We start from the raw sequence: 15,925 nt of genomic DNA, 5'->3' as shown, positions 1-15,925 counted from the left end.
TTACTGTTTTGTAATTGGTAGTTCGTAATGTTCTGCGATCTCGGTAAATGTATCGGCAAGATATCTGACCTTCTCCCAGGAAAGCCCGTATGTTGAGAGTTTCCAGGTTCTGGTTGCTCCTGCAAACTCTCCTACTATTCCCTTTGCTGAGAGAGCGTCAGATAGGAAAAAGCCACGACGTTTGTGGATCGCTGCAATCCTGTCAAAACTGCCGGTTGTATCCACTTTAGTTAATGCATGCTTTCGCGGGTACTCGGATAGGACCTTGCTTCCATCGATGGTAAGCAGCCGGTCAACGAAAAAGTTGATCTTCTTTATCTCGTCATCCCAGTGCAGTGTCCGCTCTTTCACTTCAGGGAAGGACGCCATCATTGCGATAAGGTTGGATCCCATCAGCGTGCATCCGACCATCTCTACTTCTTTGATCCCGAACTTGCGTTTGGTGACGTCTCCGACCATCTGGGTGGTACGGAAGACTTTGTCTGCCCATTCGCTCGTCGTCGCCAGCACCCCTGAAGGTGCCGGCGATGCCATACTCTTATGGCCGGAACCAACTACGAAGTCTGCCCCAACTGCTTTTCCGTCAACAGGCATGACTCCGACGGTGTATGCCCCGTTATAGAGGAAGGGGATATCATAACTGTGAGCAACTTTGGCAATCCCTTTAACATCATGCTCGTTTGCAAGTTGGTAGTCGTAGTGATCGATCATCACCAGGGTCGGGAGTTTTCCGGTCTCTAGTTTTACCTGTTCTATCTTTTCAGCAGTTGCATCAGCGGTAATGATATTGTCCTTGTTTAAGGGAACCTCCTTAACGACTCCTCCGGCACCTTCCACAGCAAGAAACTCGGTGTAATGTGCAAATGCAGATACAATTACCGAATCGCCCTTCTCAACCACAGTCTGGGCAACTGCCTGGAAGCCTCTTCGTGCTCCTGGCACAACCCGTGCCTGATCCATATTCACGAACTGGGCGAGCTGGGTGTGAAAGTCTGCGATTGGAGGTTTTGAAATCTTATCCAGTCTGAATGGTTTTCGACAGGCATCACAGGTAGAGTAGCCGTCACCATAAGCGATGATCGCCTGACGGGCTGCAAGGGTCAGCCGTCCTGCTGCCTGGATTGGCTGAATATTGATATTCTCTTCCTCACGTGTTCTGACTTCTATCGATCCGGCAATCCGCCCAGGTTTTTTTCCGGTGGTTCCGGTTTCAAGGGCCTGGATAATCCCTTTTAACTCTGAGATCTTCTCTTTCAGTTGCATCTCTTCCTGCTGGTTGAGGCCCGATGGGAGTCCATCCCGGATCACCTGTCGTGCCTCTTCCAGTTTGAAGAGTGCTGCAAAGATAAGATCTGTATTCTTTTCCATCTCCTTTCCTTACCTCATAATGGGATTATTGTTTCCGTCACAATCGTGAACTATCCTATAGGTTATCGTGGCAGTATAAAAGGGATAAGAATCCGGCTAAATTTGATCAGATAAAAATCTCTGCATCTTTGATGGTTGTACTCGGACTGTGGTATGATGACGGATGAACAAAGGTAATCACACAATGCCTTCTCTTGTGGAGAGATATATCTATTTGGATTATTGAGTATCGCAAAATTCCAAAGCATTTCACGAAAAAATGTCCAATGATCTTGAATCAGAACTGATTTTTCATCAAATGTTTTTCTCCTTGGCTCACCATCTAGTACCGTATATGAAAAATCTGCCTGGAGTGGTGAGTGGAACACTCATACTAATCGTGATATTCGCATTTTTATTCGTAGTTCCTTCTTCAGGAGCCCCCTGTACATCTTGCACCGGTCCTGTAAACATTTCTGTCAATGGAATAAGTTTGAAAAATATTGACTCAGGAAATCTCTCTGCATTCCGGAGTATTGATTCCCGTGAAATTGGCAGGGTAATGGATATCAGTGGATATACACACGTCGATCTGGATGAGATTAGCACCATTGGTACTACTACCCGTAATAATGAAACCTCGGATACTTCTGCCGCTGTGATGAGTCTACAGACCGATGTCGTGCTTGCAATGCAGGAAGCAAATCGAAATCTGCCCAGGTTCACCATCCCTGAAAACCTGACCTCCCTCCCACGAGGTTCATTTAGCCATCTTGATCGGTTTGTCTACACTCCCTCCGAATGGGATCAGACAGGAGGGGTTGATGAACATTGTGGAAACTGCTGGGTATGGGCAGATACCGGGGCTCTTCAACTGGATCTTGCATACCAGAAAAACATCACCGACCGGCTATCAGTTCAGTACTTCACCTCCTCGTATCATAATGGGACCGGGATATGGGCCTGTTGTGGTGGGTCTCCAGTATGGTTTGCTGATTTTTATAATACCACAAAAAAAGCAATACCATGGACCAACACGAATGCATCATTCGTAGACAGTCGGAGTATGTGTGAGAATGGCGAGTCAACCGCAATGAATAGATCAAATATCCAAACTACTCCAAACTACCCTCTCGATCAGGTAACTGCTCTCATGATTAGTACAAATGCTAAGTATGAAGAGCGCCCGATATCCAATGACACCGCAATAAATGCAATAAAAGCAGCCCTGCAATCAGGAAAAGCCGTGATATTCATATACACCCCTGATAACTGGACTCCTATGATGAACTTCTGGAATAATCAGACTGAAGAGGATATTTTTACACCTGGCCTCACACCGGGTACCCTTCACAATGATGGCGGTCATGTTATGCTGATTCTGGGTTATAACGATTCTGACCCTGAAAAACAGTATTGGACTGTACTCAACAGCTGGGGTTCATCAGAAAACCGGCCTCATGCACTATTCAGATTGAACATGGACATAGATTACTCACTTCAAAATCCGGACGGGGTCAACTCCTATGAGTTCTATGTCCTGAATGTGACATACCCTGATAAAAACTCCCTCATTTCCTGATAAATCCCAATTATGCCTTTTTTCTATGCTGCAAATGTTATGGAAAAAAAGTGGTTCGATGAGGATTATGTAGAGCAGGTCTCGTCTTCATGACCATGATGATCATGTGAATGAGGATTCTTCTCTACCCAGGGTTCAAGCCCGTGTTTTATCCTATAATCGTTGATCGCCTTGTGAATCCCTTCTTCTGCCAGTACTGAGCAGTGCATTTTTATTGCCGGGAGCCCTTCGAGTGCCTCGGCAACTGCTTTGTTTGAGACCTCCCATGCCTCTTCAAGGGTCTTTCCCTTGATCATCTCAGTAGCCATACTACTGGATGCAACTGCAGCACCGCATCCGAATGTCTGAAATTTAACCTCGGTGATAATATTGTCCTTCACGGTGAGGAAGATACGCATGATATCACCGCAGGTCGGATTTCCTACTTCTCCAACACCATCAGCTTCTGTGATCTCCCCCTGGTTGCGGGGGTTCATGAAATGATCCATTACCTTTTCGCTATACATTACATGACCTCTTTTTATGATCTGCGTACAAGGGAGACATCTCCCTCAAACGGATTACTACCTTCTGGAGCTGTTCCAGAACATAATCTACATCTTCGTCTGTGTTCTCTGCTCCAAGCGTAAGTCTGAGTGAGCCATGTGCAGTCTCGGCGGGAAGTCCGGTAGCCAGAAGAACATGAGAAGGCTCAAGTGAGCCTGATGTACAGGCACTCCCGGTTGAGGCGCAGATTCCGAAGTGATCGAGGAGCAGGAGCATGGATTCTCCCTCAATGAAATCAAAACTCACATTCAGATTGCCGGGAAGTCTCTCCTTTGGGTGTCCATTCAGCCTGGTGTTTGGAATGTTCTTGAGAATTCCATCCAGCATTCGATCCCTGAGCGCTGAAACCCGCTTGTTCTGCTCGTCCATTCTGGCAATGGCACGCTCGATTGCAAGCCCAAGTCCTACGATTCCGGGAATGTTCTCGGTTCCGGCACGTTTCCTCTTTTCCTGGCCCCCTCCATGAAGAAGGTTGTCAATTCTGACACTTTTCCTGATATAGAGAGCGCCGATACCTTTGGGGCCGTAAAACTTGTGGGCAGAGAGTGAGAGGAGATCGATCTGCATCGCTACCACATCAATTGCCACATTACCGATTGCCTGAACAGCATCGGTATGGAAATACACTCCGCGTTCACGACAGATTTTTCCGATCTCAGCAATAGGTTCGATAGTGCCGATCTCATTGTTTGCAAACATGATCGTGACCAGAATAGTCTGATCAGTAATTGCATCCTTGAGATCACTGATCCGTACCTGTCCTGTCTCATCCACCGGGAGGTACGTGACTGAGAATCCCTGCTTTTCGAGGTATTCGCAGGTATGAAGGACTGCGTGGTGCTCAATGGCACTGGTGATGATGTGGTTGCCTTTCTTCCTGTTGGCGAAAGCAATCCCCTTAATTGCCCAGTTATCAGCCTCAGTTCCACCGGATGTAAAGTAAATCTCATCAGGTTGTGCACCAAGTGCTGTTGCGACCTGACTTCTTGCTTTTTCAACCGCTGTTTTTGATTCGCGTGCAATGCGGTACAGGGATGATGGGTTACCATACCCTTTAGAGAACCATGGGATCATCGCATCGACGACCGCTGGGTCGGTAGCGGTTGTTGCAGAATGGTCCATGTACACGATTCGTTCTGCAGTCATAGGTTACGCCAGTTCTGTGATGTGCTGTTATCAGACGATTAATACAAGGAGCCCTTTACCTATAGCCCTTTTCTGATCTCTTCACGGGTCCTGAAAGATCGGCTCTGTCTTGTTTTTGAAACTTCAATCATGCGTTCGAGAGGTACTCGTGCTGCATCCATGAGGCTCTTGTCGAGGACAACCTCACCTGATCCGGTTGTTAGACAGGCCTTGATCTTCTCAAGCGTTATCTGTTTCATAGGGGCACAGATCCCGGCTACTGAAAAGAATTTCTTTTCTGCAACTTCTGACCGGAGGCGATGGAGCATGCCTGATTCGGTGCCGATGATAAAGGATGATACAGAGGCATCCCGGCAGAACCTTGCCATTCCACCGGTTGAGCAGACTGCATCAGCCATGTCGATGATTTCAGGCCTGCATTCTGGATGTGCCACAAAGACTGCACCTGGATGAAGTTTCTGCATGGCATCGACACTTTCTCTGGTGATAGCATCATGGACATAACAGTACCCGGCTGCAGGGATGATCTCTTTTCGCGTAAACCTGCTCACATATGCAGCAAGGTTTCTGTCAGGAAGAAAGATCACCTGCTCTGAGTCAACAGAATCTACGATCTCGATCGCGTTTGCGGAAGTACAGCAGATGTCACTCACTGCCTTGGTTGCTGTTGTGGTGTTGACATAACTGACCACCTCAGCATCAGGGTACTGCTCCCTGAGGTCAATGGCTGCCTGCTCTCCTGCCATGTGAGCCATGGTGCACCGTGCCTGTGGATCCGGAATCAGGACGCGTGCCTGCGGATTTAAAATCTTTGCGGTGTCAGCCATGAAGTCAACACCACAAAAGAGGATCGTCTCCGCATCGGTTTCCTGAGCTAATCTTGCCAGTTCCAGAGAATCACCAATTTTCTCTGCGATCTGGTAGATCTCAGGGGCCTGATAGTTATGGGCGAGGATGAGAACCCCCTGACGGTCAGCAAGTTCCCTGATCTCGCTGATGAGATCATAGTTACATGCCGGCTCCACTGGTTCTTCGTCTGATGGAAGCGCTTTCACGATTGTGATAACTATCTGTATCTTCCTTTGGGATAATGCCCACGGTTCCGGCAGTATCAGCATCCATGAGATTCTTAACCAGCTGACAATACATGGTAGTACATCATGGGAGGGCATCAGATCAGATGAATGTCGATCAGATAAGAGAGGACATTCCTCTTTCCCGGGAGGTCATCTACCTTGACAACGCCTCGACAAGCCTATCTCCACAGCCGGTTATCGATGCAATGGTGGAGTATGAAACCCACTACCGGGCCAATGTGGGACGCGGAGTACACCGGCTCTCGCAGATTGCAGGGCAACTGTACTGGGATGCTCATGAGACGGTAAACCGATTCATCGGAGGAGAATGCGGAACACCGGTCTTTGTCAGAAACTGCACAGAAGCAATCAATATGGTTGCACGCGGTCTGACATTCAGGCCAGGCGATGAGATAATTACCACTGTTACTGATCATCACTCCAACCTGCTTCCCTGGTATGCTCTTCGGGAAAAGGGTGTAACTGTGAATGTAATATCTCCTGCCAGAAATCCAATGGCCGGAATTACGGCTGACGATATCTCATCAGCAATAACCAAAAATACCCGACTCGTTGCTATCAGCCATGCTTCAAACGTACTTGGTAGTGTTGAACCTGTCAAAGATATTGCAGAGATCGCCCATGATCATGATGCTCTTTGTCTTGTGGATGGAGCCCAGTCTGTCCCCCATTTCAAGACCGATGTAAGGGATATTGGTTGTGACTATCTCTGTTTTTCAGGTCACAAGATGCTCGGTCCTACCGGGACCGGTGTGCTCTGGATGGCTGAAGATAGTTTGGAACCTCTGCTTCTTGGTGGGGGAATGATTGATGATGTTACCACTGACGGGTACCTCGTTGCATCAGGATATTCAAAGTATGAGGCAGGCACTCCCAATATTGCAGGTGCATTCGGCCTTCGGGCAGCAGTAAAATATCTCAATGCCATCGGAATGGGTGCAATTGAAGCTCATGAAGATGTTCTTACGAGAAAATTGCTATCAGGGTTATCGGGAATAGAAGGTGTAACGATCATCGGGCCTCCCGAAGGGGAGAAGAGGATAGGGGTTGTTTCGTTTATTGTTGAGGGTCTTCATCCTCATGAGGTGGCACATATCCTGGACGATCAGTACTCTATCATCGTGAGATCAGGGCATCACTGTTGCATGCCGCTTATGCAATATCTTAATCTTCCAGACGGGACCGTACGGGCCAGTTTATACCTGTATAACACTGAAGAAGAGATCCAGACCCTGGTTGAGGGTGTCAGGGAGATTGTGGAAGGGGTATGATCACTGCCCGGTCGATGAATTATTCTTGTTTTTTTGCTCTTTGAGTACCGTACATACCTGGCATATTTCTCCTGATCCAGACCACCCGCAGACTTTACAGTTTTCCAGTGGCTGGAGTTGGACTTTACCTTTGAGCCGTGATCTGATCTCTTCCTCAGCGTGTGCAAGATTTCTCATCGAACCGGGATGTTCCTGTTCAAACCGGTTCAGGAGTCTTCTGACTTCTCCTCTGAATGCGTCACTTGCATACGGGCATTCGGGAAGATCGATAAACAGATCAGAAAGGATTGCATAGAGTGTCACTTCTCTCTCACTCACCGCTGCAAATGGCTTGATACGGCGTGCAAACTGTGATGTTCTTCCTGAACCTGCAAACACTTTCTTAATATCAGCTGAGAAAGCGTTCATGAGTGTTGTCTGTGCATGATCATCCTGGTTATGGCCAGTCGCAAGAAGATGGACTCCTTCCTGGTCTGCGAGAACTTCAAGGGCACGTCTCCTTAATATTCCACAGATTGTACATGCTTTCCTACTCGAATTTTTCATGAAATCATCGAGACTCAAGCCAAACAGATCAGGAAAGGTGATGATCCGGTGTTCAACATTGAGCCTGGAACAGACATCCCTGGCATGCCTGATGGTCTCTTCACGGTACCCGCCAATCCCTTCGTCAACAGTGAGGGCGATAAGTCTGGATGGTATTTTCTCTTTCAGGGCAACCAGGACAGCAAGTAGTGCAGTGCTGTCTTTTCCTCCGCTAAATGCAACTCCGAATTTATCCGGAAGTGGCTTTTCCTGTATAATACGGTTCAGTACCCTGGCCTGAACCGATTCTTTGAGATGCTGACTGCAGAGATGAGTCCCACTTTCCCTGTCCAGGTACACAGCCCGGCCTGAACAGTGTGAACAGACTGGTTTACCCTCCATGAGATATCCTGATGAGCCTGATGGAATCACTCTCATTCCCAATTGTGTCCTCGGGAATGATCTCTCCGTCCCGTGAGACGAGAAGTTCAAGCGGGTTGAGTCCCTGCTCCTGAATGATTGCCTCTATCGTCCTTCCTCTTGAAGCAATCTCTCTCTCGTGTCCATCAGGGAAGATAATTTTCATAGTTTCTCCCTGTTTTTGTGCCTGATTGGAGCATTAACCTTGGGTTTGTAGCAATGTGGTTTCAGAAATTATATCCCTTGCGTATCTCATTATGCGGTTTACATCATATGAAATGTCTTTTTTTAACATCAAATTGTGAACGAAAAGTGTAGAGATCCAAGCCAACCCTGGTTGAGATCAGTATATTCAACCGGAAAGAGTATTAAAATAAAAACAGAAGAATTTTAAAGACAGAGTACTCTTCTTGGAAATGTCCGATTTAATGGAAGAGAATACGCCCACTCAAGAAAAACAGAAAGTTCACTTCGCACCTGATCAGGTTCGATTATTCCATCTATATATCCTGACTCTACATGGAGCCTTGGATTTGCAGTTGCTTTTACCGCATCTTCAACTTCTTTTATCTTCTCAAGGGTATACCCACTCTCTTTGGCCAGTTTTGAGGCAGCTCTGGTGCCGTATATAGTAAGTTCTGCATCAGGAAATGATAGCAGACGATCAGGCTCAAAACCTGTTCCACACATAGCGTACAATCCAGCAGTATAGGCCTTTCTGACAATGATACAGATCTTGGGAACAGACAGGTTTGCAAGCGTCGAGAAGATCAAAGCGCCATGATGAATAATCCCTGCGTTTTCTGACTCTTTTCCAACCATAAATCCGGGCAGGTCTGCAAGGAACAGGAGGGGGATATTGAATGAATCACAGAGGGAGGCAAACGAGGCAAGTTTTATGCAGGTTTCAGGAAAGAGGATGCCACCCTTATTCAGGGAATTGTTGGCAACAACTCCAATATTCATTCCATTCACTCTGGCAAACCCTGTGATGAGTTCAGTCGCATACAATGCCCGATGCTCAAGAAAGGTCTCATGATCTATGAATGTTTCAATGAGATTGTGCATATCAAAACGTGAATATGGGTATGCCAGTGTCAGGGGAGATGGAAGCCGGGCATCAGGATCAGGATTCCGTGGCTCGAAAACCGGTGGACTATCCGAATAATACGATGGAAATATCTGGAGAGTTTTCCTGACTAATTGGAGGGCATCGGTTGGAGTATCACAGAGGATATCGCAGGTTCCGGAAACTGATGCATGCATTTCTGCTCCTCCATATGCTTCATATGACTCTGATTCTCCTGTCATGAGTCGCTGCATATCAGGACGTGCAAGTGACATGCCTGATGCTTTTGTCATCAGTACGACATCACATTCAGCGACCGGATATGTCAGGGTTGTTGCTATTGGACTGAAGACGACCGCAATACGGGGAACAACTCCGGACAACCGTGCGAACCTGGTGAACACACTGCCCACCCCTTTAGGTTCAATGTATGTCCGCATAATGGAGAGAGGAATGGCAGTGGTGCCCATAGCCACTCGTTCAGGACGATCAGCGAGGTGAAGGATTGGAAGATGATTCATCTCTGCATGGTCAAGAAGTGCCAGTTCGTCCTGGAGAACTTCAAACGGATCAAGTGGAACCGAAGCTACGGGATTTAGGGCTATCACACATACCTGTCTTCCTTCTATATACCCAGTTCCGCCAATGAGTTCGGTATCTTCAGATCTGATAAGTGGGGTAAATGTATTTTCATCCAGTACGGTGTTCAAACGTACTCGCATCAGAGAATTCATGGAAGATACCCCTATGAATCATGAACCTTGATCACAAGGAGGGTGATATCATCATGTTGTGGTTGAGCACCACAAAATTCTGTGACTCTTGTGACGATGGTATCCACCATTTCCTGGGAAGGAAGGGAGACAGAGTCTTTTATTGTTTGGATAAGTCTTGGGACGCCGAATTCTTCTGTATTCGTGTTAATCGCTTCGGTTACACCGTCTGTATACAGGACAACAACATCACCATTCTGCAGATGAACTGACTTCTGGTCAAAGGCGATATCCTCAATAACACCAATTGCAATACCCGTCGGTTTCAACTCCTCAATCTTCTCGGTACCTGTCCTGAATACAAGAGGGGGGTTGTGCCCGGCATTAACATAGGACATAGTCATCGTCTCATTATCAAGGATGCCAAGGAACAGGGTTACAAACATCCCGGTCTTTGAATCATGGGTGATTACCGGGTTGGCAAAAGCAATGGCCTCAGCACAGTTTTTAAACCAGAGTGCACTGATCCTGATAACGATTCGTGAGAGAGCCATGAATAATGCTGCAGGGACTCCCTTCCCTGCAACATCTGCAATCATAATACCCATCTGACTTTTTGAGAATGGGATCAGTTCAAGTGGCATAAAATCAAAAAAGTCGCCCCCAACTTCTTTTGCAGGAATGCTTTTTCCAGCCATCTCGTATTTTGGAAAGTATGGGAGAGAATCTGGGAGAAAACTTTTCTGTATTTCAGCAGCGATACTGAGTTCGGCTTCTTTTTTTGCTATCTCTTGCTCAAGTTTCTCTTTTTCGAGTTTAACCTGTCTTTCCTGGATCAGGTTGTGAATGATGAATGCAAATATTCCTGCTGCAACTGAAGTCAGACAGATCATCGGAACTGCTACGTTGATGAATACTGTCAGAAGGGTCGAGGTTGAGCCCCCGAGAGCTCGTATTAATAATGTGATGAGTGATACTCCAACTTCAATTCCTATTGTAGCAATAATTGCATATTTTGTTGAAAGAACCTCCCGTTTATTGAGGATAAAGATTGCACTGCCACAGATTCCGGAAATAATTGGTCCCAGTGCGGCTCCAAAGACATTCGGTCCGCCGACAGATAACCGGTAACATGTCCCGATGATACCGGCACCAATTCCTACAAAAGGACCACATGAGAGACCACCGATAATGGGACCCAGGTCTCGAATATTTACAACTGCACCAAAGTAATTGATGCCACTAGACATTCCGTAAATTGATAGGATACCAAAAATGAGCGCGAGAATAATGTGTGTTGAGATAGTTGGGCGATGTTCAAGTATTTCCTGATAAAAACGGCTTCTGCTAAAGAGATAAGCGATAACCATGACGACAGAAACCATCTCAAATAATTTTATGCAATCGACAAGGATCGCAGTATCCATATCGACATATGGGAGAAGGGAAAGTAAATATGTTCGGATTTAGGCTTGGTATTCTTGATTCTTTCATGGGTTAGAACCTATATTTTGGAACGTATTTTTGTCACATTATGAACTATTCAAAGTCTTTTTCTGAAAAAACATGATGTTTTTATTGAACTATGGTACTATGGTTCTATCAGCAACCTAATGGCCTGATACCATGAGAAATGATAAATGAGTGGTAAAAAAAGAAAGGGTTTTTGGAATTAAGCCTTGACTTTTCCCCACAAACTTGTATCAAAGAGATCCTTATCAGAAACATCCTTCTTGATGTATCCGAGATCCTTCTGGATTTTTGCAAAGGTTTCACTGACGTAGTAATCTTTGCCGGGTCTGATACAAATTGACCATCCCATTCATCAAAGGACTTGAGAATGATGGATGTATTAAGTCCGGTCAGTTCACTCAGGTGCTTTGCAGCTTCCTCTTTGTTTGCGGCATTAAACTCGGTTGCTTTCAGATGAGTTTTGAGGACCTGTTCTACAAGTTCTGGGTGATTTTTGATGACATCATCTGTCGCTACAAGGACACAGCATGCATGGTCCTGTTCCATTTCTCCAGAATGAACCATGATCTTTCCTGTACCTGAATCTTCAATAGTGACTGGTGATGGCTGTGGCAGGAATGCTGCATCTACTTTTCCGGCAAGGAATGCAGTGATGGCATCTCCAAGTCCGAGAGGAATGATCTCAACATCCTTGTCTGCATCGAGACCATTCTTCTTGAGCCAGTCACCAAGGATTGTGTCCTGAATAGTTCCTGCTGGGAATGTCGCGATCTTTAGTCCTTTAAGGTCAGCGGGAGTTGTGTACGGAAGATCCTTTTTCAGAACCAGATCAGATCCCTGAGTGTTTACTGCAGCGATGATCTTTGCATTAAGCCCATTGGCGACACCAGTTACAAACGGTGCGGATCCGACATATGCAAAGTCGATGTCTCCTGCCAGAAGTGCCTGGATCTCAGGTGCCCCGGTTGGGAAACTATATGCCTTAACTTCCTTTACTCCGAGGGGGGAGAGAGTTTCATTATAGTATCTTCTGGTACGCAGTTGTAAATGCGAGGTGATGGGTGCTTGGTTGATACCCGATGTTAGCAACATCTTTTGTTTCGAATCTTCAGCGACTACTGGCAGAGCAACCATGAGGAGTGCGAGACTGAATACAAGCACTACCCACGATGTTGCCTTGGTAACGTTTTTCACTTGTCGCATGTTCTAGGGATCATATTCCATGAGTGGTGCAATAATCCGTATTATTGAGGCAACTTTTATGCTCTTATTGTATAATTATAATGCCTATAAGTTGACTAAAATAGAAAATTTGCTTTTGTTTGTCCGATTTGATTGTGATTTGTTTCATCCGCGTTCACAATTGAGAACCTGTATGCCATCAAGATATCATGGCATAATCTGAAGGTGTGTTCCAGGGTAAGGGTATCACTTAAATTCTGAAATCTCCTTCTGATAATTGCGATTACTATGGGCGAAATAGAAGAGAAAAAGGCACTGATCGTACTTGGTTGCCCTGAGGTCCCGGTTCAAAATTCTCTTGCTGTCTTTACTGCATACCAACTGCGGAAAAATGGGTATTCTTGTCTTATTGCAGGAAACCCGGCAGTCATGAAACTATTAATGACATCGGATCCCGAAAAACACTATATTTCCGCTATGACTACTTTGGAGAAGGCTGTAGAAGATATTACAGACAAGGGTGAGAAATACGATCTCTGTCTGGCATTTGCTCATAGTGATGCCGGAATATCATATGCTGCCACTATGAGATATCTGCTCCCTGAAGCCCGATTTATTACCATCGTCTTTGGAAGATCTGCTGAAGAAATTGCAAAATTGGTCGAGTATGAGGGTGAAACTATCGTGGAAGTGGCTGTTCATAACCCGATGCCCCTGAAAAAGAAGATGAGTGAGGTGTTAGGATGGGCTGTATCGAAGAACTAAAATCAGAAGTTCTTGCGAAGGGTCTTACCTTTAAAGAATGTCGTGAGTTGATATCCAAAACGTGTCCACGTGTGTATCTCATTGAACCTGGGACGAAATTGTTTGGTGAGGGTATAATTGGACCTCCTCCGATTGTAATTGGAACAGATGGGACTATTGTTGTATTTCCATATGTGAAACCATGTCATGGAACATTTGTTCTAAAAATTGAAGATCCCGTTGAAGCAGCACGGCTTTCCTCTTTTGCAAAGCCATATACGAAGTAATTTTTTAGAATCTTACCGATGCGGCATTGATTGCCTGTATCGGTTCTCTCTTCTGACCAGAGTGTTACACATATTAAATGTACCCAACAGGGCCGGATTATTTTAAGATTCCAGATTTGAGGTGTGATATATATTACAATCGAATTAACTTCCCGGGATAAGGCAGTGCTTATCAGTGTTGGTCATGCTACCGTTGATACAGATCTCCAGACTGAAGAATATGTAGGGAGATCAACAGCAGGTCCTGGAGCAGGCGGCAGATCTGTCTTTTTCACTGACGGGAAACGAAGAGTCAGACTCTCTATTCGCAATGATAGCCCACTTCATATAAGGAAAGAGAAAGATGGTGTTGTTATTGAAAGAAATGGAGAGATTTTGGCAGAAGGTAGCCTGGAACCAGTTGGGTTTCATTGTCCGAAGCAGGCATACATAACGGTTTCAGAGCAGTGTACCTATCATTGTGCATTTTGTCCGGTTCCTCGCTTGAATGGTCCCGTAAAAAGTCCGGAACGGGTTCTCTCCATGATTGACCAGGTATACCTCTCTGGCGATCTTCATGCGATCTCACTCACAGGTGGTGTTACCGAAACACCTGAGAAAGAACTTGATCGGATGACTGCCCTTGTGGAAGATCTTGTCAGAGAATACGATGTGCCGATTGGGGTTTCTGTATATCCGACATCAGGAAGTTCTGATCTACTTTATGCTGCTGGTGCTCATGAGGTAAAATTTAATGTTGAGACGATGGACCGCGATCTCTTCTCCCGCTATTGCCCTGATCTTAAACTTGATCAGGTGATCAAAGAGCTCAAACATGCTGCCCCGCTCTTTGGAAAAAACCGTGTTAGTTCTAATATGATTATCGGGCTTGGAGAATCTGATGAAACAGTACTTTCAGGAGTTGAGACTCTCGCCGCAATTGGAGTAATCCCTGTGCTCAGAGCGATATCAGTAAATCCTGATTATCCCCTTCCAGGAGCGGCCCGGCCTACTGCAGAACGTCTGCATCACCTGGCCCTTTCTTCCAAGAAGATTCTCGGGGCTCACGGGCTTTCTCCCCTTCATTCGAGGACTATGTGTCTTCCATGTACAGGATGCGATCTCATTCCTGACCTTGATCTCTAATGATGGGAACTCTCACAGATATGGGTAATAATAACCATAAACAAGATCTCTATTTCTTTTCTCACTCAAATCTGTTTCAGATGAATGGTTTCTGTTTCTCGCAGTCATTTTGTAAATGGTGCACTGGAGGGTATATCTTACATGCCATTTAGGAGAATCCGTCCGCGTTCTTTCCAGTCATTTGAACAGATAGACCTGCTGATTCCTCCGGGATATGAAGATAATAGTATAACAAACAATCTTGAAAAGGAAGACTTTTCCGAGTTTAAGCGTCCTGGGGACGTAGGAAGTTATCTGGGGTACGAGGCGTAAGGCATCATTATCGCATATTCACAATTGTGAACATTTATCTAGCTCCGGATATAACATATGTATAGTCACTATGACGAGAAGGGATCGTTTTTGCCTCTACTGAGGCAGAAGACTATGACGAGATAACAATCGAGCGCCTGCCTCCATCAGCAAAACTGGTGTTTAAGGTGCTTGAGACGGGTGAGCCTCTCACCCAGAAAGACATTATCGAAAAAACCAGACTGCCTCCGCGGACAGTGCGTTATGCAATCAGGCGTCTGAAAACCAATGCTTTGCTCAAAGAGCGTCTCAGTTACATAGACGCCAGGCAGAGTCTTTACAGTATTGCGGATCTCGTCCGTCCGGTGATCATGGGGTGAAAAAGATTGAGGGGTTGCCCCTCATCCCCCATGTTTCGCGATATTATTTGGATTATTTTTAGTCAATTTGTACCTGTGATAGCAATTATTAAAGGGATAAGAAGATTACAGCGGGTTTTGCCGCATCCCAGATCTTTTCACGTCATGTGTTTCTATAATAGATTACACGTGTCTTCAATCCGCCCGGATTTTATCCACTTCATGCCGGAATGGAAGCATAATAATGGTACGATGAAAGTATCAGGACAGAGTTATGAGTAAACAAAACTGTTGGGAATTTAAGAAGTGTGGTCGTCAGCCCGGCGGAGAGAAAGTTAAGGATCTTGGTGTATGCCCTGCTGCGGTGGAATCACGTACTGACAGGGTTAACGGCGGATTAAACGGTGGCCGCTCCTGTTGGGCAATTACAGGAACGTTTTGTGGGGGGAAGGTACAGGGCACCCATGCATCCAAAATGGGTAACTGTCTGAATTGCGATTTCTACCAGATTGTACAAAAAGAAGAGAGACCGAATTTTAAGACTGCCGGCTATATTCTATCCCTCATTAGAGATGAAGAATAGGATGACAAGATAAGCCACTTTTTTTCATAAATATCCTAAAGTAATTCTACCCCGATACATGTACGTAGAATCTACTGGTTTTCAATTGTATGGTTTCTCATCTCTGTCATGATACTGTCCCTAAATTAAGTTATGATCTACGTGGTATTTCACTGAGGAATTCTG

Annotated in this window: 17 protein-coding genes; 8 read left to right on the top strand and 9 right to left on the bottom strand. The window is 45.6% G+C overall.

Going from position 1 to position 15,925, the window contains the following annotated elements; all coding sequences use genetic code 11:
• The gene (gene pscS / locus DK846_RS13510; protein WP_109969485.1) at positions 1 to 1,368 is read right to left on the bottom strand and encodes an O-phospho-L-seryl-tRNA:Cys-tRNA synthase; all 1,368 of its coding nucleotides are present in this window, start codon (positions 1,366 to 1,368) and stop codon (positions 1 to 3) included.
• Positions 1,369 to 1,702: 334 nt separating this feature from the next.
• On the opposite strand from pscS, the gene DK846_RS13505 reads away from it, so the two are divergent.
• On the top strand, positions 1,703 to 2,929 hold the full coding sequence (locus DK846_RS13505) for a C1 family peptidase (RefSeq protein ID WP_109969543.1): 1,227 nt from the start codon (positions 1,703 to 1,705) through the stop codon (positions 2,927 to 2,929).
• A gap of 65 nt (positions 2,930 to 2,994) precedes the next feature.
• Here the strand turns inward: DK846_RS13505 and nifU are convergent, their stop codons facing one another.
• The 3 genes from nifU to nadA are packed head-to-tail and all read right to left on the bottom strand — an operon-like array spanning position 2,995 to position 5,739.
• On the bottom strand, positions 2,995 to 3,435 hold the full coding sequence (nifU, locus tag DK846_RS13500; RefSeq protein WP_109969484.1) for a Fe-S cluster assembly scaffold protein NifU: 441 nt from the start codon (positions 3,433 to 3,435) through the stop codon (positions 2,995 to 2,997).
• Positions 3,428 to 4,621 (bottom strand): cysteine desulfurase NifS, encoded by a 1,194-nt coding sequence (nifS, locus tag DK846_RS13495; protein WP_109969483.1) that lies wholly within the window; start codon positions 4,619 to 4,621, stop codon positions 3,428 to 3,430. Before nifS ends, nifU begins: the two co-directional genes overlap by 8 nt.
• Before the next feature lie 59 nt (positions 4,622 to 4,680).
• Positions 4,681 to 5,739 carry a quinolinate synthase NadA gene (nadA, locus tag DK846_RS13490; RefSeq protein ID WP_109969482.1) on the bottom strand — a complete coding sequence of 353 codons (1,059 nt, stop codon included), beginning with the start codon at positions 5,737 to 5,739 and terminating at the stop codon, positions 4,681 to 4,683.
• A 29-nt stretch (positions 5,740 to 5,768) separates the two neighbouring features.
• Here nadA and DK846_RS13485 point away from each other — a divergent pair, with 29 nt between their 5' ends.
• The gene (locus DK846_RS13485) at positions 5,769 to 6,989 is read left to right on the top strand and encodes an aminotransferase class V-fold PLP-dependent enzyme (protein ID WP_245926560.1); all 1,221 of its coding nucleotides are present in this window, start codon (positions 5,769 to 5,771) and stop codon (positions 6,987 to 6,989) included.
• Here the strand turns inward: DK846_RS13485 and DK846_RS13480 are convergent, their stop codons facing one another.
• The 5 genes from DK846_RS13480 to DK846_RS13460 form a co-directional block, all read right to left on the bottom strand.
• Positions 6,990 to 7,916: a TIGR00269 family protein gene (locus DK846_RS13480; RefSeq protein WP_181391788.1), complete on the bottom strand. Its 927-nt coding sequence runs from the start codon at positions 7,914 to 7,916 to the stop codon at positions 6,990 to 6,992. It abuts the gene before it with no gap.
• Complete coding sequence (locus DK846_RS13475; RefSeq protein ID WP_109969480.1) at positions 7,906 to 8,100, bottom strand: ubiquitin family protein; 195 nt, start codon at positions 8,098 to 8,100, stop codon at positions 7,906 to 7,908. The genes DK846_RS13480 and DK846_RS13475 overlap by 11 nt, the downstream gene beginning before the upstream one ends.
• A gap of 224 nt (positions 8,101 to 8,324) precedes the next feature.
• Positions 8,325 to 9,725, bottom strand: coding sequence for a carboxyl transferase domain-containing protein (locus DK846_RS13470; protein ID WP_181391787.1), 1,401 nt, complete (start codon positions 9,723 to 9,725; stop codon positions 8,325 to 8,327).
• Positions 9,726 to 9,748: 23 nt separating this feature from the next.
• Positions 9,749 to 11,143, bottom strand: coding sequence for a SpoIIE family protein phosphatase (locus DK846_RS13465; protein WP_109969478.1), 1,395 nt, complete (start codon positions 11,141 to 11,143; stop codon positions 9,749 to 9,751).
• A gap of 175 nt (positions 11,144 to 11,318) precedes the next feature.
• A complete protein-coding gene (locus DK846_RS13460) occupies positions 11,319 to 12,392 on the bottom strand; it encodes an ABC transporter substrate-binding protein (protein ID WP_245926559.1) in 1,074 nt (357 codons plus the stop codon).
• Positions 12,393 to 12,659: 267 nt separating this feature from the next.
• Here DK846_RS13460 and DK846_RS13455 point away from each other — a divergent pair, with 267 nt between their 5' ends.
• The 6 genes from DK846_RS13455 (at position 12,660) to DK846_RS13430 (ending at position 15,760) form a co-directional block, all read left to right on the top strand.
• Positions 12,660 to 13,136 (top strand): DUF1890 domain-containing protein, encoded by a 477-nt coding sequence (locus tag DK846_RS13455; protein WP_109969477.1) that lies wholly within the window; start codon positions 12,660 to 12,662, stop codon positions 13,134 to 13,136.
• Entirely contained in the window at positions 13,115 to 13,402 is a 288-nt protein-coding gene (locus DK846_RS13450) for a DUF1894 domain-containing protein (RefSeq protein WP_109969476.1), read from the top strand. Before DK846_RS13455 ends, DK846_RS13450 begins: the two co-directional genes overlap by 22 nt.
• 123 nt (positions 13,403 to 13,525) lie before the next feature.
• Positions 13,526 to 14,527 carry a radical SAM protein gene (locus tag DK846_RS13445; protein ID WP_245926558.1) on the top strand — a complete coding sequence of 334 codons (1,002 nt, stop codon included), beginning with the start codon at positions 13,526 to 13,528 and terminating at the stop codon, positions 14,525 to 14,527.
• Positions 14,528 to 14,668: 141 nt separating this feature from the next.
• Positions 14,669 to 14,839 carry a hypothetical protein gene (locus DK846_RS17765; RefSeq protein WP_181391786.1) on the top strand — a complete coding sequence of 57 codons (171 nt, stop codon included), beginning with the start codon at positions 14,669 to 14,671 and terminating at the stop codon, positions 14,837 to 14,839.
• 167 nt (positions 14,840 to 15,006) lie between these two features.
• Positions 15,007 to 15,198 carry a MarR family transcriptional regulator gene (locus tag DK846_RS13435; protein WP_245926557.1) on the top strand — a complete coding sequence of 64 codons (192 nt, stop codon included), beginning with the start codon at positions 15,007 to 15,009 and terminating at the stop codon, positions 15,196 to 15,198.
• A gap of 253 nt (positions 15,199 to 15,451) precedes the next feature.
• Complete coding sequence (locus DK846_RS13430) at positions 15,452 to 15,760, top strand: two-CW domain-containing protein (RefSeq protein WP_109969473.1); 309 nt, start codon at positions 15,452 to 15,454, stop codon at positions 15,758 to 15,760.
• Positions 15,761 to 15,925: the final 165 nt, after the last annotated feature.

The organism is Methanospirillum lacunae, assembly GCF_003173355.1.
Lineage (GTDB): Archaea > Halobacteriota > Methanomicrobia > Methanomicrobiales > Methanospirillaceae > Methanospirillum > Methanospirillum lacunae.
This window is presented reverse-complemented; position numbering and strand designations above follow the sequence as displayed.

Bases quoted from the DNA above. Each gene is read 5' to 3' on its own strand.
- pscS (WP_109969485.1), bottom strand. From the start codon at position 1,368: ATGGAAAAGAATACAGATCTTATCTTTGCAGCACTCTTCAAACTGGAA.
- DK846_RS13505 (WP_109969543.1), top strand. From the start codon at position 1,703: ATGAAAAATCTGCCTGGAGTGGTGAGTGGAACACTCATACTAATCGTG.
- nifU (WP_109969484.1), bottom strand. From the start codon at position 3,435: ATGTATAGCGAAAAGGTAATGGATCATTTCATGAACCCCCGCAACCAG.
- nifS (WP_109969483.1), bottom strand. From the start codon at position 4,621: ATGACTGCAGAACGAATCGTGTACATGGACCATTCTGCAACAACCGCT.
- nadA (WP_109969482.1), bottom strand. From the start codon at position 5,739: ATGCTGATACTGCCGGAACCGTGGGCATTATCCCAAAGGAAGATACAG.
- DK846_RS13485 (WP_245926560.1), top strand. From the start codon at position 5,769: ATGGTAGTACATCATGGGAGGGCATCAGATCAGATGAATGTCGATCAG.
- DK846_RS13480 (WP_181391788.1), bottom strand. From the start codon at position 7,916: ATGGAGGGTAAACCAGTCTGTTCACACTGTTCAGGCCGGGCTGTGTAC.
- DK846_RS13475 (WP_109969480.1), bottom strand. From the start codon at position 8,100: ATGAAAATTATCTTCCCTGATGGACACGAGAGAGAGATTGCTTCAAGA.
- DK846_RS13470 (WP_181391787.1), bottom strand. From the start codon at position 9,725: ATGCGAGTACGTTTGAACACCGTACTGGATGAAAATACATTTACCCCA.
- DK846_RS13465 (WP_109969478.1), bottom strand. From the start codon at position 11,143: ATGGATACTGCGATCCTTGTCGATTGCATAAAATTATTTGAGATGGTT.
- DK846_RS13460 (WP_245926559.1), bottom strand. From the start codon at position 12,392: ATGCGACAAGTGAAAAACGTTACCAAGGCAACATCGTGGGTAGTGCTT.
- DK846_RS13455 (WP_109969477.1), top strand. From the start codon at position 12,660: ATGGGCGAAATAGAAGAGAAAAAGGCACTGATCGTACTTGGTTGCCCT.
- DK846_RS13450 (WP_109969476.1), top strand. From the start codon at position 13,115: ATGGGCTGTATCGAAGAACTAAAATCAGAAGTTCTTGCGAAGGGTCTT.
- DK846_RS17765 (WP_181391786.1), top strand. From the start codon at position 14,669: ATGCCATTTAGGAGAATCCGTCCGCGTTCTTTCCAGTCATTTGAACAG.
- DK846_RS13430 (WP_109969473.1), top strand. From the start codon at position 15,452: ATGAGTAAACAAAACTGTTGGGAATTTAAGAAGTGTGGTCGTCAGCCC.